The organism is Fructobacillus sp. ChS1-6f1-1-27 (genome assembly GCF_059579415.1).
This window is the reverse complement of sequence record NZ_JCAOER010000006.1, coordinates 20,834-46,023: the sequence shown is the minus strand read 5'-3', so window position 1 is coordinate 46,023 and position 25,190 is coordinate 20,834. Positions and strand designations below refer to the sequence as shown.

General features: G+C 45.4%; 5 protein-coding genes. All 5 read left to right on the top strand.

The window, feature by feature from the left end; genetic code table 11:
* The first annotated feature begins 198 nt into the window (after nt 1-198).
* The 5 genes from AC5162_RS04235 (at nt 199) to alsS (ending at nt 25,184) form a co-directional block, all read left to right on the top strand.
* On the top strand, nt 199-16,395 hold the full coding sequence (locus AC5162_RS04235) for a DUF1542 domain-containing protein (RefSeq protein WP_496534009.1): 16,197 nt from the start codon (nt 199-201) through the stop codon (nt 16,393-16,395).
* 362 nt (nt 16,396-16,757) lie between these two features.
* Nucleotides 16,758-22,196: a DUF1542 domain-containing protein gene (locus AC5162_RS04230; protein WP_496534008.1), complete on the top strand. Its 5,439-nt coding sequence runs from the start codon at nt 16,758-16,760 to the stop codon at nt 22,194-22,196.
* 198 nt (nt 22,197-22,394) lie between these two features.
* The gene (locus AC5162_RS04225) at nt 22,395-22,934 is read left to right on the top strand and encodes a GNAT family N-acetyltransferase (protein ID WP_496534007.1); all 540 of its coding nucleotides are present in this window, start codon (nt 22,395-22,397) and stop codon (nt 22,932-22,934) included.
* Nucleotides 22,935-23,309 (top strand): ABC transporter permease, encoded by a 375-nt coding sequence (locus AC5162_RS04220; RefSeq protein ID WP_496534036.1) that lies wholly within the window; start codon nt 22,935-22,937, stop codon nt 23,307-23,309. It begins immediately after the preceding gene.
* 195 nt (nt 23,310-23,504) lie between these two features.
* Complete coding sequence (alsS, locus tag AC5162_RS04215) at nt 23,505-25,184, top strand: acetolactate synthase AlsS (RefSeq protein ID WP_496534006.1); 1,680 nt, start codon at nt 23,505-23,507, stop codon at nt 25,182-25,184.
* Nucleotides 25,185-25,190 lie beyond the last annotated feature (6 nt).

Here is a 25,190-nt window from a genome sequence, read left to right as displayed (position 1 = left end):
GCAGATTTGAAATAAAAATAAAATATTCGATACGTTGTTTAGATTGGTTTTATTTAACTAAGAACAGTGAGATTTCTTCTTTCTAAAGCAAATATTAAGAAAACCTTTAGTTATGGGCTTTAGTTTTTTGATTTTATAAATAACAAGTGTATACTTATATGTAACAGATATATTTCAATAGATTTAGAGGTGTTTCAAATGTTTGGTTATCAAAATAATATGATTACAAAACAACACTATAAGATGTATAAAGCCGGCAAGCAGTGGCTTTTTGCAACTCTGACTGTCGGAACACTGATGGTCGCACCGATGGTTCTGAGCCAGACCGCATCGGCGACTTATACAAATAAGACAGGTTCTGCTAACGGGGTTAGCTATACTTGGAGTTCAAATAGTAGCGATTGGACAGCTAACCAAGTGACTGATAATCAAGTTAAATCTTTTGCATCGGATGCTGATGCTCAAATTGGTAAGTGGACTAATTTGCCAGAGCAGACTCAAGTTGCAACATCAGATTCAGGTAGCCAGTATTTGAATATTCAAATTCGAAATGCTTATGTCCGTAAAGTGAATGGACAGATGACTTATGAAATTGTTCCTGGTTATTCAACTATTGCGGTTGAAACGGTTAAACCTTCTGGTAAGGGAACAAACTCATTTTATGTGACCTTTAATGGCGCCTCTTCATTAACATCGCCAAAAGTTCAACCTGATAGTCAAGGCGAGGTCTTGTCAATGCAGGTCCCTAGTAGTTTTACAACACCTTCTAGTGGATCAGCCAGCATTAAGGTTCAGTATACCGGTGATGTGAATGTTGCCTCCGCTGACCAACACGATTATAGCTATACTTCGCCAAGTTTGTATGTTGTTCAATCAATTGACCAAGTTAATACTCAGCGTACCAATGACATCAATAACCTGCGGGCAAGCACTTGGACGAATACACCAATTACTAATGAACAAACAAAGATTAACAAGGCCATTATTAGTGACCCAACTTTGACCTCTGACCAAAAAATTGCCCAAATTGCGGCGGTTGCTGCTCAAGTTACTAGTTATGAAGCTCAAATTGCCCAGGTTTCGGATGGGACGACTTATAACAACTTAGTCAATCAAGGGATTTCAGCCATTGATGGTGCTTATATTAGCGGTGATACTTTAGCTAACCAGCGTCAGGCAGTTAAAAATACCTTGGCTGCTGATGCTGCTGGACCGATTTCACAAATTAATGCTGATGTTACCCTGACTGCTGCCCAAAAGCAGAAGGAAATTGATGCCATTAACACCACCATCAAGACTTTGAGTGGTCAGCTGGATAATGCGGCTGATGCTGATAGTATTAATAAAATCGCGGCTGATTCCTCGATTCAGACCAATATTATTAATGGTTATACGACTGGAACGCCTTTGGCAACCCAGCAATCAACTGCAACCTCAAACGCTTCAGCGAATGCTTCCACGGTTATCAGCCAGATTAACGCCGATAGCACGCTGACTTCCACACAGAGGTCAACCGAAGTTAGTGCCGTCAGCACTGCTGAGAGTACCGCTGAATCAACGATTTCTTCAGCAACAACTGCTGACCAAGTCAGTGCGGCAGATCAAGACTTTAGTTCCTACCATACGGCTGGCGACCCAATTTCAACTCAACAAAGCAATGCGAATAATGACATTGCTTCTTTGGTGACCCGAACAAAGGCAAAGATTGATGCCGATACCAGCTTGAGCGATGCTCAAAAGGCCACTGAAAAGCAAAATGTCGATACGGCTGCTGGAGTGGTTTATGGAAATATTACAAAAGCTCAAACGGCTGATGCAATTGTCGAAGCTAAGAATGACCCAACAACCGTTGAGGCCATTTCCAACGCCTACCAGCCCAATTCAAGTTCACTTGGCGATCAGAAAACCGCCGCTAAGGGCCAAATTGATAGCTGGGCAGCCCAGGTCAAGTCCTCAATCACAACAGATGAAACCTTAACCAAGGACGCTCAAAATACTCAAATTAATAGTTTGAGTTCTTTAGTGACCCAAATAAAGTCTGATATTGATGCCACGGCCGATGCCCAAGCATTGATTAACCTAATGGCCACTGAACAAGCGAAGTTAACCGCTACTCACGTAGTCGGCGAATCGCTGGTTCAACAGATTGAAGACGCTCAAGGGAAGGTTAATGGCGAGGCAAGCAAGTTAACTGGTGAAATCAATAATGATGCCACGATTTTGGATGCCGGTAAGACGACCCAGAAGGGCAACGTTTCATCAGCTGCTTCGACTTTGAATAATAATTTAACCAATGTTACGAATGCCGAAGACTTGAAGAACATGTTAGCTAGCGGCTTGAATAACTTGGATTTGCAATATACACCAGGTGATTCGATTGCTAACCAACAAACGTCTTATGGTCAGGCCTTAGATAAGAAAGCAGCCGCCGTCAAAGCCCAAATTGAAGGGGATTCTGACTTAACAACCGCTCAAAAGCAATACCAAGAAGGTCTGATTGATCAGGTTGTCTCAGATGCTAAGTCATCGATTAACCAGCAAACGACTGCCCAGGCAATCTATGATGTCGAAGCCCAAGCTGAAAAGAATGTTGCTGCCCAATACGAAACTGGGTCAAGCATTAAGGCTGCCCAACAGGCTGCTTTGCAGGCCTTGCAACAAGCTGATAGTTCCTTGATGACTCAGATTCAAAATGAGCCAACTTTGACGAGCATTCAGCAACAACTTCAATTAAACCAATTAGAAAAAGACTATCAGAATGGTCAAAACGCTATTAATGGCGCTTTGACAGGGGCAGCCGCTACGGCGGCGGGCAATACTTGGCAAAGTACCTTGAACGGGGACTATAAGACTGGAACCTCAGTTGCTGACCGTCAGGCTTCTGCTAAGTCCGACTTAGATGCAACGTTGATTCAAACGCAAAAGAGTATTAACGCTGACCCTACTTTGACGGATACCCAAAAGCAAGCAGAGTTAAAGGCCGCTCAAACAGCTCATGATAACGCGGTTACGGCCGTTTATGCTGCTAAAAATGCCCAAGACGTTGTCAGTCAAAGTACAACTGGTAATGCTAACATTTCAGCTAGCTATGTTGGTGGGGACACGGTCGCCAACCAACAGTCTGCTGCTCAAAGTGCCTTGGATAATGAAAATTCAACGGTTACAGGGCAGATTAATGCTGATACAACTTTGACGAATGCTGACAAGCAAACACAGTTAGCTAACTTAGCTGCTGCTTATAAAAAAGCTAGTGGTGCCATTGCTGCAGCGACAGACGCTCAGGACGTTGCCACTGCCAAGGCTAACGGCCTAACGAGTATTGATAGTTCCCATGTCAAGGGAACGGCTTTAAGTGACCAGCAAAAGAATGCTCAAAACGCTTTGACCGCAGAGTATTCAAAGACTTACCAAAATATCCAAAATGATAACACCCTCTTGGATTCTGAAAAGAGCAGTCAAGAGGCCCAATTAGCAACTGCTTACCAACAAGCCCAAAGCAATATTAACCAAGCGCAGAGTGCGCAAGCAATTCTCGATGCCCAAACGAATGGTGATACAGCCATGGATGGGACTTATAAGACTGGAACTGATTTGGCAGACCAAAAGAAGGCTGCTGAACAGGCTATTTCGACTGCTCAAAATTTCGCTGATAGCAATATTGCTGGTGATAACACCTTAACAACTGCCCAGCAAAATGCTCAGAAGGCAATTGCCGATAATGCTGCCTTGGCGGCAAACTCGACGATTGGTTCTGCTTCAACGGCACAAGCAATTGCTGATGCGAAGAACCAAGCCTTGGCCACGATTAACGGTGCCCACCAGGGTGGAGCTTCGGTTGATAGTCAACGTCAGAGTGCGATTGCTGATCTGAAAAATGAATACGCTAATGTTAAAAACGAGATTAATAACGATGCCGGCCTGTTAACGGCAGATCAGAAGACACAATTGACTAACCTGGACAATGCCTATGGCGATGCAATCGACTCTTTGAGCTCAAGTAACGCAACGACCGCTGAACAGGTTGCGGAAGCCCGGGCAAATGGGTTGACGAAGATTGATGGTTCTTATAAGCAGGGAACTGACTTTACGACCCAGTATAAGGCTGCCATCAAGCAGTTGCAGGCCAAGCATACTAGTACCATTACTGATATTCAAAATGATGCTACTTTGACAACGGCTGAGGAAAAGAACCAGGTTGCTGCTGCAGATAGTGCATATTCAGCTGCTGTGACGAAGTTGATTGGTGATGCCAATGCCCAAGATTTGTCTGACGATTTGGCGGCAGGGCTGACCAACGTTGGAAATACCCACGTTGTCGGGGAGTCTGTTGCTAACCAACAACAAGACTACATCAACAAGTTGAAGTCATTGGCTGGCACTGCTAAGTCGGCAATTAATAGCGATAATACCTTGCTAAGCGCCCAGCAAAATAGCCAAAGTGGCCAGGTTGATAGTGACTTTAACAATGGCCAGTCAGCGATTGAAACTGCTCAAAACGCCCAAGCAATCTTGGACGCTTATAACAGTGCTGTTAGCCAGATTAACAGTGTTCACCAAAACGGGGCCGACCTTGGAAGTCAAAAGGCCAACGCCTTGGCTGCTTTGAAGAACAGTAATGATGCTACTTATAACAGCATTGAAGGGGATAATACCTTAACAAACGCCCAGAAAGCCTCGCAGGCAAGTTCTTTGTCTTCGGCTTATTCTAGTGCGCAAACTGCAATTAACAGTGCAACGTCGGCCCAAAGTATTTCTGATACTGAAAGTACCCAGAGTTCAACGATGGCAACGACTTACCACACTGGTGACACCATTCCAAACCAAGTTAGCTCAGCTCAGGCAAGTTTGAAAGCTTTGGAAAACCAGTTACAAAGTGCTATTACCAATGACCCAACTTTGCTGGATACTGAAAAGACTAGTCAGTGGAATAAGGTTCAAGCTGACTTTGCCAGTCAAAACACCAATATTGGCAACCAAACGACTGCTCAAGCAATTGCAGATGCTTTAGCGGCTGCAGAGAGTACCTTGAATGCTGACCATGTTGCCGGTGATTCAGTTACAAGCCAGCAGTCAAAGGCTGTCCAATCGTTGAAGGACTTAGTTAACCAAATTGATAGTGATATTGATAATGATGCAACTTTGACTGACGCCCAAAAGACCGCCCAAAAGGCTGCCGTTAATAATTCATTAACCACTTATTCTGGCTATGTGAACTCAGTAAATACTGCCCAAGAAATCGCGGACAAGGAAGCTGCCGGTGAAACGACGATTAAAGCTGACCACCAGGGACAAGCTACAGTGGCTAACCAGGCCAGTGCTGCCCAGTCGGCTCTGTCGAACCTCGCTAACACGATTAATTCCAATATTACCAACGATTCAACGTTGACGGATGCTGAAAAGACTAGTCAGCGCAACGCCTTGAATGCTGATTTGGCAACTGCTAATGCGGCCCTTGGAAAGGCAGCAGATGCTCAGACAATCGCTGACATCTTATCTCAATACTCTGGGGATACTGGCAAATTAAGTTCTGACCACCAAAGTGGTAAGAGCCTGTCAGAGCAAGCCCAAGAAGCTAAGGATGCTTTGGCCCAAGAAGCTAAGACGGTTAAGGGTAATATTTCAGCTGATAGTACTTTGGATACTGCTACGCAAAACACCCAGTCCGATAATGTTGATACCCAAGTTAATGATGGTAATTCAGCCATTGATGGCGCCAACACTTCTGCACAAGCAATCGCTGATGCCTTGACCAAGGCCAAGAGTGCGGTTGATAGCCAATACGTTCCAGGTTTGGATTTGGCAACCCAGAAGTCTAATGCGAAGACGACCCTTGATGGAACCGCTAAGACTACTAACAGTAGTATTACTGGTGATAACACCTTGGATATGGCTACCCGGACCAGTCAACGGAACGCCGTTGCTGGAATTGTTGCCCAGGCTAAGACTGATATTGCTAATGCTACCAGTGCGCAAGCCATTGAAGACATTTTGTCAAAGGCTCAAAGTAACGTTTCAGCTAGCTACCAAACTGGTACTAGCATAGATAAGCAACAGTCAGCGGCTCAAAGTTCGTTGACAACGGCTTATCAAAACGTCCAATCAGCTATTAATAACGATGCGACTTTGACGGATGCCCAAAAAAAGGCGCAAGAGTCACAGCTTGATTCTCTCTATGGTCAGGGAAAAACTGCTATTGGTGCAGCTACCGATGCCCAATCAATTGAAGATACGGAGGCCAACTGGGCCAACCAGTTGACCGGTACTCACCAAGCTGGTACAGACGTTAGCACCCAAAAGAACGCTGCGATTGCCGCTTTGACTAACCAGTACAATACAACAACTGGTCAGATTTCTTCTGATAAGACCTTGCAAACAGCCACTGCCAACCAGCAGACCAATGCGGCTACTCAAGCCTTGAATGCTGCGATTGCGGCAATTAACAGCAGTAATGTGACAAACGCTCAGCAGATTGCTGATGCTTTGAATCAAGGAACGAACAACATTAGTAACCAGTACCAGACTGGTGAAACTATTGCCAACCAGCAATCAGATGCGAAGGCAGCGGTTGAAAAGGCTGCTGACAACGTTAAACAGGCCATTGCTAATGATCCAACTTTGACAAGTTCTGATAACACGAACCAGACCCAGGCTGTTACGGATGCTGTGAATAGCCTTGAAAGTCAAATAAGCCAGGCCAGCGATGCGCAGACAATTGCCAATTTGGTTGCTAATGTGCAAGCAACATTGTCAGCCTTGCATACCTCTGGTATGTCAGTAGCTAACCGGCAAGCAGTTGCTAAGGCTGCAGTCCAAGATGCTGCTAACCAGGCTAACCAGGCCATCCAAGCGGATAATACCTTGGATTCAGCTGAAAAGACCAGTCAGATTGCGGCGGTTACTAGTGCTTTGAACTCGGCCTTGAACCAGATTAACCAGGAGACAACGACTGTTGCTATCCAAGCTGACCAAGGTAGTGCCATTGATAAGATTAATGGTATCCACCAGGCTGGTGAAAGCGTGGCCGACCGGATTAGTGATGCTCAAGCGAAGTTGAACGATGAAAATACAGCGATTACCAATAAGATTAAGAATGATCCAACCGTTTCGTCATCAATGCAAAGTGCGCAATTAAGTGCTTTGGCGACTGCCTTACAAAACGCCTTAACGAATGTTGGTAATGCAACAACGGCCGATGCTGTTAATACTGCTTATACTAATGGTATCAACTCAATTGATGCCAGCTATAAGTCTGGTGATACAATTACCCAATCACAGCAATTTGCTATCGCTAACTTGAAAAATGAGGCTGCTAGTACGGAAGCTGCTATTAAGGCTGATACTTCTCTTGATACAGCAGCCATTAACCAACAAGTCGCCAATGTTGAAACAGCTTTGAAGGCGGCTATTGATGATGTAAATAGCAAGTCGAATGTAAATGACATCTCTTCTTCTTACGGAATAGGTAAGAGTAACATTGACAATGCCCATGTTGCCGGTACCGATATTGGTACTCAACGGGCCAATGCGATTAACGACCTATCTGGCTCGGATAATGCCAATAGCTTGTACAACACCGTTAAGAACGAAATTAATAATGATAATGCCTTAACGGATGCTCAAAAGGCTGCTCAAATCAGTAGTCTCGGTTCTGTAACGAATACTTGGGCCGGCAACATTAGTAATGCCCAAAATGCCCAGGCCCTAGAAGATGTTGTCGCTAATGCTAAGACAGCCTTGAATGCAATTTACGTCCCAGGAACTGCAATTGCTGACCAACGGACGAATGCTTTGAACCAGGTTCAGGCATATGCTAAGGCCGCCCAACAAGCAATTAGTAATGATTCAACTTTGACTGACGCTGAAAAGGCTAGTCAAAGTGCTAACTTGGCTACCGCCGTTACCAACGCGAATAATAGTTTGGCCGCCGGCACAGCCGACACCGCCCAACAAATTTTAACGGCCTTGAATAACGCTCAGAATACGATTAGTAACGTTCACACTAGTGGTGAAAGTGTTGCCGACCGAATTAAGGATGCACAAGGCCAGTTAGATAATCAATTAACCAATACTAAGGCTGATATTAATACTGATAACACCTTGTTGGCTGCAACGAAGTCAGCGCAGGCTGGTGACGCTCAAACAGCCCATGATAACGCTTATTCGAACTTCAACAGTTCGATGACCGCCCAACAGGTGGCTGACCAGTTAGCAGCTGGTTTGAAGGCCATTCAAAATACCCACGTTGTTGGTACATCTGTTGGAACGCAAGCTAACCAGGCCATTAATTCACTGTCGCAGACTGCTTCAAGTACGAAACAAGCCATTACCAATGATACTGGCCTAGTCGAATCCGACCGGACAGCTCAGCGGTCAAACGTTGACCAGGACTTGCAATTAGCAATTACTGCTTTGACTTCATCGGATACGACGACAGCTGACCAAGTGGCAAACTTGTTAAGCACTTGGCAGCAAAAGATCAGCACTGACCACCAGCAGGCTAAGTCCTTGGCTGACCAACAGGCAGATGCCAAGACTAACTTGGCCAAGTATGCGGGCTCAGCTACTGATGACGAAGGTATTTGGCAGGCAATCGATACGGATAATACCTTAACGACGTCCCAAAAGAACGCTCAAAAGAGTGCTTTAGCAAATGTCTTGTCATCGTATGATTCACAAATCGATAATGTTCAAAGTGCCCAAGCTTTGTCTGACTTGATTGCCAAAGCCGAAACGGCTTTGGACGCCACCCACCAAGTTCAAAATTCAGTTGATAGTCAAAAGACGGCTGCTAATAACCAGTTAACTACAGAAGCTGCTAAGGTGAAGGCTGAAATTGCGGCTGATTCAACCTTAACTGCTGCTCAAATTGCTAGCCAACAGGCGGCAGTCGATAGTGCAGTCAAAACTGCCTCTGCTGCTATCGCTAGTTCAACGGATGCAGAAGGAATTTTGGATGCTGCTAATAATGGCTTGGCCGGGATTGACCAGGCCCATGTTGCTGGAACTGACCTAGCAACTCAGAAGACCAATGCCGAAGCAGCCATTAAGGATGAAGCTGATAAGGTTAAAGCAGCTATTAACGCTGACCCAACCTTGACTGATAGTGACAAGGCTAGTCAAATAAGTGCAATTACATCAATCGTGAATGGCTTAGACGCTGCCTTTGCAAATACGACCAATGCCCAACAGGTTTTGGACTTGCAAAACGCTGATATTCAAAGCATTGACGGTAAGCACCAGGTTGGTTTGTCAGTTGACCAACAACAGGCTAATGCCAACAGTGCCTTGGCCAAGACGGCCAATGATGTGATGCAGGCCATCACCAATGATCCAAACTTGACCAATGACCAAAAGACGACCCAACGTAATAACGTTACCAACGCTTTGAATGCTGCTGAAAGTGCGATTAACCAACAGACAACGGCTCAGGATATTGCGGATACGTTGTCTAGTGAAACGACTACGATTCAAAACCAACACCAGGTGGATTCTGATGTTCAAGCCCAAAAGGATGCGGCTGCTGTCAAATTCCAGAATGAACACGATAGCGTTTACAATGCTATTAAGGGTGATAATACCTTAACCGACCAGCAACGAGCTGACCAGGAGAAGGCTGTTGACCAGGCTTTGACCGATGCCAAGGCTTCGCTTGTTAGCTTAAATACCGCTCAAGCGGTTGCTGATGCTCAGAGTCAAGGACTGAAAAATATCGATGGCGCCCACGTGGCAAATGCCGATATTCCAACACAGGCAGCCAATGCCAAGTCACAGTTATCCACATTGGCAGGCTCATTGAACGCTGCTGTGCAAGGAGATGTGAACTTACTGAATAGTTCGAAGTCAACTCGTGAAAGCAACTTGTCCTTGATTTTGTCCAAGTATGATGATGAATTGACTGCAGCTGCTAGTGATAGTTCAGCCACCGGTCAGACGATTCAAGACATTATCTCAGCAGCGACAACTGCTTTGAATAATGCTCGGACATCAGACGATGGTAAGGGTGCTACTAAGGACCAAACTTTGGCCCAGCAAATTGCTGCGGCTGTTAGTCAGGTTAATACCCTGAGCCAAGCCGTCCAAAACGCGATTAACGGCGATAACAGTTTGCACCAGTCAGACATCACGAGCCAGTCCAGTACTTTGTCGTCACTGACGTCAAAGGCCTTGTCGGATATTCAAGGTGAAGGCAACGCGCAAGACTTGGCTGACCGCTTGCAAGAGGCACTTTCTGACTTGAATAAGGTCCACGTTACCAATCCAACGAGTTTTGCCGACCAAAAGGCGGCCGCTATTGCAGCCTTTGACCAGGCCTATAACCAACAAAAGGCAGCGATTAATAATGATGCAACGTTGACGGCAAGTCAAAAGGAAACACAGTTGTCATCGTTGAACCACAGCCAAAGCCAGGGTGAAGCCGAACTTGAAGGAACGACTAAGACAACTGACCTTGATAATGTGGTCAGTGAAGTTACTGCTGATTTGACCGGTGTTCACAAGTCAGGAACTGACTTGGAGACTCAACGGGCCCAAAAGAATTCTTGGCTACAAAGCCAAGAATCAGCGATTAACACGGCGATGGGCAGTGCTGCAGTTTCATCAGATGATAACGGTACTTTGCAACAAGCCATTAGCCAAGTTGAAAGTGATATTCAAAAGGCAATTACCAATGCTAGTGACGCCGATGATTTGAATGCGGCGGAGGCTAACGGTACCACTGCCATTAATAACTTGCTCTTGCAAATTAAGCAGGCCCAGGCCCGGCAAGCAGTTAATACTGAAGCAAGTCAGCAGATTGCGGCCATTCAAGCTGATTCAACCTTAACTAAGGCTGGAAGCAATGGCCAAGATGCCCAGGTTGCGGCCGTTAACGCTGCCTTGAAGACCATCCTTGAAAATATTAATGCTGGAACGACGACCGACCAGGTTAGTGGTTACCAGACTGCAGGTATTACAACAATCGATGGTATCCACCAGAGTGGAACCGATTTGGCAGACCAAAAGCAGGCGGCCCAATCAACTGCTTCACAAAATGAAAGCGCAGTTAGTCAGGCAATCCAGGCTGCTTTGGCCGCTGGTAAGATTAACCAAAGTCAAGCTGATAGTTTGAACGGTAAGGTATCAACTGCAGACTCAACCTTTACCAATTCGTTGAAGAATGCAACCGATGCTGATGAGATTAACGCGGCTTCCAGTCAATTAGTGACTGACCTCGGTAACACTTCATTAGCCTTGCAGCAAGCTGAATCGTCGAATACGATTAGTAACGCCGCCGCAAACACTGATTCGGCCATTGATAACGATAGTACCCTGGATGACAGCGAAAAAGCCGCCCAAAAGCAGGCGGTCGCCAACCAATTGGCCTCTGCCCAACAAGCAATTAATAACGGCACCAGTATTAGTGCCGTTCAGGCTACCGAGCAAAACTTTACCAGCACGGTTGGTAACAACCACCAGGCTGGCCAGAGTATTGATGACCGGCGGGCTAGTTTGAAGCAAGCTGTCACAGATGCTGCCAATAATGCCAGTGATGCGATTAATAACGATACTTCGTTGACGAGCGCTGCTAAGCAGACCCAGTTAAAGGCAGTTAGTGATGCTGAACAAGCCGCCTTAGCAAAGATTGATAATGATACGACGGCGGCAGCTGGGGTTAATGACTCCGCTAATGGCGTGAATACCATTAATGGCATCCACCAACCAGCTAGTGAATCGTTTAGCCAGCAACAGTCCGACTTACTGAATTCAATTACCAGTCAAATCCAAAAAGTTCAAAATGACATCAATAATGATAAGACTTTAACTGACGGTGAACGCGAGACGTTAAATGGTGAGTTGTCAGCGGCTGCTAGTGAAGCGACAAGCGATGCTCAAGATTCGACGGATGCCGATGATTTAGCCTTAGTTCAAACGAATTTGACTAATAGTTTGGGCGGAATCAAAATTGATTTAACTCAGTTCCATGATGTCCATGTCTTAACAGATGCTGAAAATGCTGCTAATAGTAGTATTGATAGTAAGACAACTTTGACTGATAGCGAAAAGTCAGCCCAAAAGGGACAGGTTTCAACGACTTACGGTCAGTACTTGCAGCAAATTCAAGCAGCTAATGACAGTGGCACGATGAACACCTTGACGACTCAAGGAACTGCTGCTTTGGCTGCTATTCCTCAAGATGGTCAGAGTGCTGCAGACCGTGCTAGTGCTTGGATCCAAAGCTTAAAAGATGAGCAGACGAAGACGTCTGCTCAGATTGACGCTGATAATACCTTGACGACCGACCAAAAGAATGCCGAAAAGGCTAATGTTCAAAGTGCGGTTGATGCTGCAACAAAGAATATTAATACAGCTCAAACTGCCCAAGCTGGTTTGGATGCTAAGAATAATGGTATTACTGCCATCGACCAGGCTTACCAGACCAGTTCAATCTCATTAGCTGACCAAAAGGTCGCAGCCCGGTCTCAGGCAGCTAATGCTATTAATAGTATTACCACAGCAATTAATAGTGATAAGTTATTGACGACGGATCAAATTAATAGTTTGAATAGTCTCTTGAATGGCTACAAGTCAGTCTTTACTGATAGCATCCAGCAGGCCCAGTCCGCTGATGCCATTAATGCTGCTAGTGCAACCTTGACCGCTAACTTGGCCAAAGTAAGTAACCAACAAGCTAAGTACGATGCCATTGATAACTTGCAAAACGTGGCTAACCAGACCAATTCTGCTATTAGCAATGACCCAACCTTAACGGCGGCCGATGTGAAGAACCAGCAAGCTGCCGTTGCTCAGCAGTTGGGTGCTGGTATCGATGCCATTAACGCGATTTCAAACGACTCAGCAACTGCTAGTGCTGATGCTAATAGTGCTGAACAAGGTGCGGCTGCTAAGGTTCAAGCCAGTCACGTTTCACAAAGTTCAGTGGCTGACCGGCTGGCTGGTTGGAAACAAGCCATTACTGATGAAGCGACGAAGGTTGAAGCTGCTATTAATAGTGATGCAACTTTGACCAGCGCTGAGAAGGCAAGCCAAGTAGCTGCGGCAGAGCAGCAAAAGAATTCTTACTTGGACCAGTTGAACAATGTTCAAACAACTCAAACTGGTGAAAGTTTGCAAGCGGCTGGAATAACCGCAATTGATGGGACTCACACAAGTGGAACGGCTTTGACCACTCAGCAAGCAAATGCGAAGACTGAAGTCGATAATGCAGCTGCGGCTGAGCAAGCCAAGATTGACCAAAACAAGTCGGGGATGTCGGCGGATGATTATAATAAGTTGACCGCTGCTGTGACGAAGGCTAAGTCTGATGCTGAAAATGCGGTTGCTAGCGCAACCGATGCGGATGGTGTTAACCAGGCTCAGTCTGACCAGGCTAATACCTTGGCCGGAGTTGATGTTGACTTGGCCAAGGCTCAGGGTCAGTTCCAATTGGATGCCACTCAAACTGCCACAAAGGCTAAGATTGAGGGGGATGCCACACTGGATGCTGCTGCTAAGGCAAATCAAGAAAAGGCTTTGTCCGATGCTTATAACAATGCAACGACAGCTTTGTCTAAGACGACTGATGTTAGCTCTGCTAACCAGGCTACTACGGCTGGTGTCAAAGCCGTTAATGATACTTACCAAACTGGTGAGAGCTTGGCTGACCAGCAGAAAGCCTTGGTTTCAAAGTTACAGCAAACTGATCAAAGCTTAATCAACCAAGTCAATAACGATAATACTTTGACATCCGACCAAAAGGCTGCCAAGGTTCAGGCTATTCAGGACCGTGAAAAGACTGGAATTACCGCCATTAACAGTGCAACCAATGCTGTTGATGCTAATACGGCGGCGGGGGATGCCACCAGTGATAACCAAGCGACCGCAAAGTCTGGTGAAGCTTTGGCAGACCAACAATCTGATCTGAAAAAGACGGTGGACGATATGTACACTGACTTAAAGAACCGGATTAACGCAGCGGTTGCTAATGGCTCTCTAACAAGTGACCAACAAGCTGCTTTACTCGCTAACTTGTCCAATGACCAGCAAAACGGGATTGTGGATGCGGCTGATACAGCGATTGCTAATGCAACCAATGCTGATCAGTTAGTCTCAATTAAGTCATCATTCATGTCATCGATTAGTACGGTCGAATACACCTTTGCTAAGGAAGTTGCTTACTACGAATTGCAGCAAGCTTATGACCAAACGACTCAGGCGATTAAGAATGATAGTACTTTGGATGCCCGAGAAAAGCAGACCGAGTTAGATAATGCCAACCAGGCATTAACTAGTCAGCGGTCGAACTTAGCTAATGCCCAAACAACCGATGCTGTTCACCAAAGTCAGCAAAGTGGTATTGCAGCTATTAATGCAACCCACCAAGCTGGTAAGACAGTGGCACAGCGGTTGCCAGATTTTGATAACCAGATTACCCAAGCCGCTGCTTCAGCAACGAGCATTGTTAATAGCATGACTGGCCTTTCTACTAGTGTGAAGACCTCTGTCACTAACGCTGTCGATGCTTTGCGTGATTGGTTCATCAATGATCTACAAAATGCCGCTAATAATTCAAGCACAACGGTTGAACAAGCTGAGCAAATTTTGCAAAATGATTTGTCAGTTATCAACCAGATGCCACTGAATACTACTGGCTTAACGACTGACCAAACCAATTGGTATAACAACTTGAACAATGCTTATACCGCCGTAATGAACTTCGAACAGGCTTTGAGTCAGATGACTAACCTGTCATCAGATAAGAAGGGAAGCTACGAAAGTCAGTTAAGTACCTTGATTGACCAAGTGGTTAAGACTGTTCAAGGCGGTTCGTCGTTAGCAAATGATGCTTCCGCTGTTCAAGACTTTGAAACAAGTGCTAGTCAGCTGGAATTAAAGGCTGCTCAGCAAAATGCCGTTGCTGGCTTGCAAAATACCTTGGCTAGCACTAAGTCGGCAATCGAAGCTGATAATACTTTGACGGCTGACCAGGTGAAGGACCAAGAAGCGGCTGCAACGAATGCCGAGGCCCAGGCCGAAGTAAATGTAAATGGCGCAACCACAACCGACGGGGTTAATAATGCCAATTCGGCTGGAATCCAAGCAATTGAAGCCACCCACCAGCCCCAAGGAACTTGGGCTGACCAGGTGAAGAACTTGGATGGCCAAGTTGACTCGGCTGCTCAAAAGGTAATCGATACGATTAATGCCGATAATACCTTGGATGCCAATGACAAAGCTAGTCAGATTGCTGCTGTTAATAAGCAGGCTGACCAGATTAAGCAGGCAGTCAGCGATTCTGGTTCTGTTCAAAAGGCTGACCAAGTCTTGACTGACCAGTTACCAAGTTTGGCTAAGAACCACCAAAGTGGGGCCTCATTGGCTGACCAAATTGCTGGTGCTCAAGCTCAGGCTAAAAAGGATGCAACCACTGCAACCAATGACTTACCTAAGCAAAACGACCCAACGTTCCAGTCCGAAATTAGTAAGGCTGCCCAACAGATGAATGCTGACCTTGGCAATGCCAAGAGTAAGGATGAAATCGAAAGTTTGCAGTCAACTTACAAGCAAACTTTGGCCCAAATTGCCAAAGATGCTCAGGCTGAAGCTGATGGTCGTAATCAGGCAAGCAATACGGTTAGTCAGGCTGGTCAGTCCGCTATTATTAATTTGCCATCTGGTTCAGATTCTAAGTACCAAACCGGCATTAAATCGGCTGTCGAAGAGGCTAAGGCCGATTTGGCTAATGCCACTAATCAAGCAGCCTTTGACCAAATTGTGAATAATTTGAAGCAAAAGGTCCAAGGCTTAGCTAACCAGGCTCAAGCTGATGCCAATGCTAAGAAAGCGGCAGCGGACGCTGCTGCCAAGAAGGCCGCTGAAGATGCCGCTAACGCTGCTAAGAACCAGGCTAATAGTAGTGGTGGTGGAAGTTCTTCTGCTTCTGCTGGCACAAGTTCTGGCTCAAACGGCTCGAGCTCCAATCCGACGGCTGGTCAATCTGCTGCCAAAGCTGAAGCCACTCGACTAGCGCAAAGCGTCTTGAATGCTTTGCCAGCTAGTGCAAGTGGTTTCCGGTCTGAGGTTACTGATAACTTACAAAAAGCCCTTGCTGCCATCGAGAATGCTGGTAGTCAGGCTGAGGTTGACCAGATTATCAATCAGTTGAAGATCTCGCTTGCTCGGCTTGCCAGTGAAGCAAGCGCAAGCTTGCCAACCACTGGTGATCAAAACAGTAATAACGCCGATGGCACGATTAATCCAATTGCTAAGGGTGGTGCCAAAGATATGAACCGTCAATCCGCTAAAGTGAACACTGATGGTGATTTAGCTCTACAAATTGCCTTGGGTGCTTTATCACTGGGACTCGGAAGTGCATGGTTATATTCAAAGAAAAAGAAGGCAGACTCAGAAAGTGAGTAATCCGTTCTCGAGGATTTGTAACTGACAAAGAGGGAAGGAACTAACAGAAATTGTTAGTTCCTTTTTTTGTTCTCTGTAATAGTTTAGAAACAATATAAGTTACATGGATTACTTAGTTTAGAAGTTTAAAATCGCTCTTTTACTATTTTTTAGTAATTTTAAAAATATTAATTGAATGATTGGATATGATTTAGTTTTAATTTTATAAAATATTGGATAAAAACAGCAGAATGTTCACTTTTATTTTCTAATGTAACGTAGAAGAAAATATATAAATATTTGTAATTATTATTGAAATATAAGTTATGTGAGTGTTACTATTGAGACGGAAAGGGAGATTAGTAAAATCGAGGCTTAGAATAATGGAAAATAATATCAATACTACTGAACACTATAAAATGTACAAATCAGGGAAGCTATGGCTCTTTGCCGCTGTGGTTTCCTTTGGAATGGCCGGAGCAACCCAGCTTACAAACCCTAATTTGAATTTGGGCTTTGGCCGGTTGGCGACGAAGGCTTCGGCTTCTTCAACCATTGCCCCTGCTTCAGGCGATTCCGCCTTGCAGAGTGTGACTTTTGACAGTCCTCAGCAAGCCTTAGTTGGTAAGTATACCGATTTGGCCGCTGTTACCAATGTAGCTGCTAATGGCACGACCCAAAGTATTGATTATCAAATTAAAAATGCTTATGTTCGTGCCGTTAAACAGTCTGATGGTAGCTACCAGTTGGTTGCCACTTATGTTGGTGGTGTGACGCAAGTTAGTGTTACTCCTCATGGTTCTAACAACTCTGTTGGTGTTGCGATTGGTAATGTATCAACCAAAACTTATCAAACCATGAAGTATTTCTATACTCGTTCGTCATTAAGCGATACAATTACGATTGACGGAGTCAATGCAGTTGCAAGTACTTTCACTTATGGTACCGGTTCAGATAAGGTTGCTGTTGTCTCAACTACTTCATTAGGACAAGATCAGGCTCGTACCTTCACCTTACCAAAAACTTTTTCAGATACCGATAACACCATCCGAGTTTACTATACCTCGAACAAGGGTGTCGGTGGTGCTGATGGAAATCCATCATATTATGATACGCCTGCTGTTCAATTCCGTACTCAGGATGCTTTGACAAAGGAAATTCAGAATGCTCAGAACGCTGCGGATGCTGCTTCGGCTGCATTGAAAACAGCTAATACCAACTTATCCGCTTACCAAACTAAGGTAAATGGTGAAATTGACGCTGATACTTCACTGACTTCGGTCCAAAAGATGGCCCAGAAGGCTGCGGTTGCTACTACTTTCTCAACCTACTCAAATAAGATTAATAATACTGATGTGACTGCTGATGATATTAATGCTGATGTAACCGCTGCTGAAAAGGCCATGGATACCGATTGGCAGACACAGTCACCACTTGCTGATCAAAAGACCGCTGCAGTAGCTGCCTTGTCAAAGCAACAAAGCAACCAAGATACCGCCATTGACTCCAATGTCAATATGACGATTGACGAAAAGACAGCCGCTAAGAAGGTTGTTGACGACGCTGCTGACAAGCAAAAGTTTTTGATTGAAGCGGCAACGGATGCTGACGGTGTTAACACTGCCCGTGCCGATACTGATACTAATAATACGATTAACAATGCCAACGTTGCCAAGGAAACTTTGGCAACTCGTCAAGCAAATAATAATACTTATTTGGCAGACCTTGTTAATGGTACCAATAACAGTGGTTTGAACACGTCAAATGAAAACTTGACGCAGACGATTAACAACGATCCAACTTTGACAACTGCAGAAAAGTCTTCTGCCGTATCAAAGTTGCAGTCTGACTTAACGAATCAACAGGGTAAAGTATCAGCGACAACGAATGCTGATGATGCTGAGACTGCCAAGAGTACTGCTAAAAGTACCTTGGAAGCTGACGCCAACTCTGGAAAGTCAATTAGTCAATTACAAGCTGATGCGATTGCTAAGTTTAAGAATGATACCAATAGTGACCAGATTTTAAAAGACATTCAAAACGACTCTTCACTGACTGATGCCGAAAAAGCTGCCCAGGAAAAGGTTGTCAATGATGCGGTTGCTGCTGTATCGAAGAATATTTCAAATGCAACGACTGCTGATGCTATCAATGCCGCTGAAAACGATGTGACGAATGCCAACTTAGTTAAAAATGCCCACGTAGCTGGTGCCGAAACGTTGGCAAACCGTCAGTCTGATGCTCAAAATTCTTTGGACAAGTGGCGTCAAGCAACTGAACAAAAGATCACTAACGATTCTTATCTTTCAACTACTGAAAAGGCTAATCAGAAAGCCAATGTTGAAAAGGCCTATAATAACGCTCTTAGCACGGTTAACGCCTCAACTGTAACCGCCCAACAAATTATTGACTTAGTTGGTCCAACAACTGATGGTTCCACGCCTTCAGCTGAATCAAATATCGAAAGTCAATATGTGGCAGGTAAGTCAATTGCTGACCGGACGACCGACTTGAAGAGCGATTCTTCTAGCTTGAACAAGGCTGCTGCTGCTGCTAAGGCTGCCATTGATGCCGATACTTCATTAAGTGACACTGAAAAGGCTGCTCAAAAGGCTGCCATTGATAAAGTCGTTTCAAACACGATTGCCAAAGCTTCGGCCGAAACCGATGCTGATTCCTTCAACAACGATGTTAACAATGGCTTGAACCAAGTTAATAATTTGAACGCCGCTAAGACCGCGGCCAAGACTGCGATCGATGATGAAGTTGCGAATGCTGAGAAGAATGCTAACCCAGCTTTGACTGATGACCAGAAGACTGCTATTGAAAAGGCCGCTGCTAATGCTAAGTCAAATATTGATAACGCGACATCAACTGATGACGTTGCCAATGCTGAAACCAATGCTAAGAACTTGGTTGATGGTCAATCTTCCGCTGATTCGGCTTTGAACAAGAAGGTCGCTGATGCCAAGACTGCCATTAATGGCGCTGACAATTTGACCAATGATCAAAAGCAGTCTCGGTTGAATGACTTGGACAACGCCGCTAAGACTGCTCAAGCAACGATTGATGGTGCTACCGATGCCGGCACGGCATCAAACGCCTCCAATGATAGTAGTGACTTAGCTACTGCCGCTAACAAGGCTTCAGACCTTTCTGGTATTGCTAGTTTGGCTGACCAAAAGACTTCTGCTAAGGCAGCCATCGATGATGAAGTTACCAATGCTGAAAAGAACGCTAACCCATCCTTGAGTGATGACCAAAAAAAGGCTATTGAAGCTGCAGCTGCTAAGACCAAGTCAAATATTGATAACGCTACGAACGCTGATGATATTAACAATGGTACGAACAATGCAAAGAGTGTCGCCGATGCCCAAGCATCAGCGGATGCTGCTTTGAACAAGAAGGTCGCTGATGCCAAGACTGCCATTAATGGCGCTGACAATTTGACCAATGATCAAAAACAGTCCCGGTTGAATGACCTGAATAACGCTGCTAAGACCGCTCAAGCAACGATTGATGGTGCTGCCGATGCCGGCACGGCATCAAACGCCTCCAATGATAGTAGTGACTTAGCTACTGCCGCTAACAAGGCTTCAGACCTTTCTGGTATTGCTAGTTTGGCTGACCAAAAGACTTCTGCTAAGGCAGCCATCGATGATGAAGTTACCAATGCTGAAAAGAACGCTAACCCATCCTTGAGTGATGACCAAAAAAAGGCTATTGAAGCTGCAGCTGCTAAGGCCAAGTCAAATATTGACAGTGCGACAAACGCTGATGATATCAACAACGACACCACCAATGCTAAGAACTTGGCGGATGGTCAAGCTGCCGCTGATTCGGCCTTGAACAAGAAGGTTGCTGATGCGACTGCTGCCATTAACGGCGCTACTAATTTGACCAATGATCAAAAGCAGTCCCGGTTAAACGACTTGAACAATGCTGCTAAGAACGCTCAGGCAACGATTGACGGTGCGACAGATGCCGGAACAGCATCGAATGCTTCCAACGATAGTAGTGACTTAGCCACTGCCGCTAACAAGGCTTCGGATTTGTCAGGGGTTGCCAGCTTAGCTGACCAAAAGACTTCTGCTAAGGCTGCCATCGATGATGAAGTTGCCAATGCTGAAAAAACTGCTAACCCGGCTTTGACCGATGACCAAAAGGCAGCTATTGAAACTGCCGCTGCTAAAGCTAAGTCAAATATTGATAACGCTACGAACGCTGATGATATTAACAATGGTACGAACAATGCAAAGAGTGTCGCCGATGCCCAAGCATCGGCGGATGCTGCTTTGAACAAGAAGGTCGCTGATACCAAGGCTGCCATTAATGGTGCTGACAATTTGACCGACGATCAAAAGCAGTCCCGGTTGAATGACTTGGACAATGCTCGTAAGACTGCCCAGGCTACCATTGACGGTGCCACCGATGCTGGCACGGCCTCGAATGCCTCAAATGATGGCAGTGACTTTGCTAAGGCTGCTAACAATGCCTCGAACCTCTCTGGTACTACCAGCTTGGCCGACCAAAAGGCGGCCGCTGATAAAGCCTTGGCGGATAACGTTCAGAAGGCAGAAGCTGCCATTAACAATAATAATGACATGACTCAGGCCCAAAAGGACCAACGGATTGCTGATTTGAAGAAGGCTGGTGCTGCTGCTCAAGCAACAATTGACTCCGCAACGGATACTAATGGCATTAACGGGGCCACTGCTAGTGGTTCTGATTATGCGAAGGCTGCTGCCGCTGCAACTGATACTTCTGGTATTACGCCATTGGTTGACCAGAAGAAGGCCGCTGTTCAAGCTGCTGAGGATGCTGCTAAGAAGGCAGAAGCTGCCATTGACGGTGATTCTAATATTTCAGCTGATGATAAGGCCAAGCAGAAGGCCACCATTGAAGCTGCTTTGAAGCAACAAGAAAATAACATTAACAACGCTACGAATGCTGATGGGGCTGCCGCTGCTTCAGCAACAGCAACCAAGACCGTTACGGACCTTGGAACAGCAATGAAAAATGGTAGTGATGCCATTGCCGCTAAGGTAGCTGATTTGAACAAGGGTATCGATAGCAATAGTTCATTGACCGATGACCAAAAGGCTGCTCAAAAGAGTGCCTTAGCTTCACTGGCTAAGAATGCGATGGACAAGATTAATTCAGGAACTGATGCGGACGGGATTAACCAGTCAGCTTCGGATGCTACTAAGAATTTGGCCAACATCCAACAGTCTAAGAATGATGCGGTTAACAAAATTGACCAAAAGGCTGCCCAAATTCGCCAGCAAATCGCCAATGATTCTCGTTTGACAGATGCACAAAAGCAGGCTGATTACGAGAAACTAGCTGATGCGGTTGCTAAGGCTAAGTCAGAAGTCAATGGGGCTTTGAACGCTGATGACATCCTGAATGGCTTGAACTATGGTACCACCCAGGCAGAACAAACCTACCAGCAACAAGTTCAACAGCAATACGCTGCTAATGGTACTGGTACGACGAGTTCCGATACTGGTGCCGGTGACACGACGGCCTCCGTGGTTACCCCAACTGTGGCAACCAGTGCCCAGCCAGCCTACACTCGTTTGGCTGAAGGCCAAAGTGCTAATACTGGAACAACTACGCCTAGCTCAACGTCGAGTGCTGAACCAAGGGTTCCAAAAACCGGTAGTGCAAATGACGGTACTAGCACCCGTTCAACTGCCAAGAAGGGCTGGTTTGATGGCCTAGTCCGCAATGCCTTGTGGGCCTTGGCAATTCTGACCGGCATGGGTCTGATTTACTTCTTGATTTTCAAGAAACGAAACCAGCACAATAACCAGTAATAAAAGCTAATCTCAAATCAAATCGCCTCGATTGTTATTAGAAAAAGCACCTAACCAGTGGGTTGGGTGTTTTTCTCGTGCCTAAATAATCACTATGTAAACATACTTATAATAATACTTATATTAAATAAAAGCCTTGCCATTACCGCCTAAACGGCTTACAATACCAACAAATAAGAGAGAAACGGAGGTGGTCGAATGATTGACGTACCAGGTTTTGAAGGTTTGCAAGTTGTACCGGCCCGGCCAGAAATGGCACAAGAAACCTTTAACGTTTTAAACACAAGTAAGGCTGAAATCGGCCCTTATTTAGGTTTTGTTAATGACTTAAAGGAGCCAAGCCAGACAGAGAAGTACATTAAAAACCGCTTGGCGGAAGATGCTAAATACGGCCATGAATTGCTTTTTGTCATTGAATTAAATGAGCAGGTCATTGGCATGGTTGACTTCCATTCTTACAGTAGAATTAACCACTTGGCCGAAGTCGGCTATTGGCTTGGAACCAAGTGGGCTGGCCAGGGAATTATGACGGCGGTGGTTAAAGCGCTATCTGCATATGCTTTTGATGAAATCGGGCTTCACCAGTTGACTTTGGATGCAGCCGTGGAGAATAAGGGGTCAAACCGGGTGGCTGAAAAGGCTGGCTTTACTTGGCTGGCCACGCACCCGGACCGGATTTTTGAAAGCGGTCGGTTTATGGATACTAACATTTGGTACCTATTGAATAAAAATAAATAAATTACTAGAAGAGGTTGGCAATTATTTGTCAGCCTTTTCGTCACAAACGTCGTCTTAGCACTGGTTGCCTTATCGCTAGGATTATTGATTTCAACGGTGGCTGGTTCTGAATTCCAGATGATTCAATTTATTCCAATCGTGGTGGTGCCACAGATGATTTTCTCTGGTATGATTCCTTTGAATACCATGGCTGGCTGGGCCCAATCAATTGGCAATATTCTACCAATGAAGTACGCTTCAGATGCGATGAATGGGATTGTCTTACACGGACAAACCTTCGTTGATGTCTTGCCAAACATCTTCGCCCTGTTGGTTTTCTTGGTGGTTTTGACGTCGGCCAATATCTTTGGCTTGCGGCGGTACCGCAAGGTTTAATTTGCCCACGGACGAGCAAAGGTAAATTTTGTCCTAATATTAAGTTAATAAATTTAAAGTACAATCGGTTTATCGGTTGTACTTTTTCTTTATTTAGAAGAAAGAGCTTGCGAGTAATTGAGCGAAATTGACATGGTAAAAATCGAAGACTAGACTCAAGTTAACGATTTTCAAAAAAAGAGGGAATTTTAAAATATGAAAAAATATGGAGCAGATATTGTCACTGATTCGTTAGTAAATAATGGCGTCCAAGTTGTTTTTGGAATTCCAGGCGCAAAAATTGACCGCCTCTTTAAAACACTTGAACACCCTCAACCCGGTCAAAAGGTACCAAAGTTGGTCGTCACCCGCCACGAACAAAACGCAGCCTTTATGGCGCAAGCGGTCTCTCGGATTACCGGTGATACCGGGGTTGTGATTGCAACTTCTGGACCTGGTGTTGGAAATTTGGCAACCGGTTTGATGACGATTAATGCTGAAAGTGACTCGGTTGTGGCTATCGGCGGTCAGGTCCAACGAAAGGACTTGTACCGGTTGACCCACCAATCAACTAACTCTGTTTCATTGTTTGACTCAATTACCCGTTATAGTGCGGAGATTCAAGATCCAGAAAACATTTCTGAAATCTTAGCCAATGCCTTTTCAGCCGCTGACGGGGCCAAGCGTGGGGCTGCCTTCGTTTCGTTACCACAAGATGTGGATGATGCGCAAGTGCAAGGACAGGCCTTGCCAGTCGTACCAAAGCCACAACAGGGGCCGGCTTCCTTGACTGATTTGGAATGGTTGGCTGAACAAATTCAAGCCGCTAAATTACCAGTCTTGTTAGTTGGTGCCCGTGGTTCTGATGATGACACGGTTGACGCCTTGCAGGCCCTCTTGCGAAATACCCCATTGCCCGTTGTGGAAACTTTCCAAGGGGCCGGTGTGATTTCTCGTGAACTGGAAGACCAGTCTTACTTTGGTCGGATTGGCCTTTTTCGGAACCAAACAGGGGACAAACTCCTCCAACAATCTGACTTGGTTGTAACGGTTGGCTACGATGCTATCGAATACGAACCACGGAACTGGAACAAGGAAAAGGATTTGCGAATTGTGGCCTTGGATACAACCGCTGTTCAAATTGATAATAACTTTGTTCCCGAACGGCAGTTGGTTGGGGACGTGGCTCAGTCCTTGAACGTCGTTGCTCACAGTATTAAAGGCTACCAAGTCCCTGCTGAGGGACAAGCCGTTTTAAAAGAGATGAAGGCTGACTTGAAGGCTGCTAATGAACCTTCTTACACGCCGGCTAAGGCGAACTTGAACCATCCTTTGGACGTGATCAAGTCCTTGCAAACCCATGTGACCGATGAGATGACGGTTTCAACGGATATCGGTTCTCACTACATTTGGATGGCCCGGCACTTTAAGTCTTATGTTGCTCGCCACTTCTTGATTTCAAACGGAATGCAGACGCTTGGGGTTGGCTTGCCATGGGCAATGGCTGCAGCAATGGTCCGTCCTAATGCTAAATCGGTTTCTGTTTCTGGTGATGGTGGTTTCTTCTTCTCTGCGATGGAATTAGAGACCGCTGTTCGCTTAAAGTTGGACACGGTTCACATCGTTTGGAACGATAACGCCCATTACGACATGGTTAAGTTCCAAGAAGAAATGAAGTATGATGGCATTTCAGCCGGAGTTGACTTCGGTAATATCGACATCGTTAAGTATGCCGAAAGTTTCGGTGCTAAGGGGTTGCGGGTTCAGAAACCAGCCGACTTGGATGCTGTTTTGGACGAAGCCTTTGCAGCAAAAGGCCCAGTCGTAGTTGACATCCCCGTCGATTATTCCCACAACTACGAACTTGGTTCTCAATTGATTGAATCAGAGGGCTAAAAAACT

Coding starts and splice junctions, on each gene's coding strand:
- AC5162_RS04225 (WP_496534007.1), top strand. CDS start 22,395: ATGATTGACGTACCAGGTTTTGAAGGTTTGCAAGTTGTACCGGCCCGG.
- AC5162_RS04230 (WP_496534008.1), top strand. CDS start 16,758: ATGGAAAATAATATCAATACTACTGAACACTATAAAATGTACAAATCA.
- alsS (WP_496534006.1), top strand. CDS start 23,505: ATGAAAAAATATGGAGCAGATATTGTCACTGATTCGTTAGTAAATAAT.
- AC5162_RS04235 (WP_496534009.1), top strand. CDS start 199: ATGTTTGGTTATCAAAATAATATGATTACAAAACAACACTATAAGATG.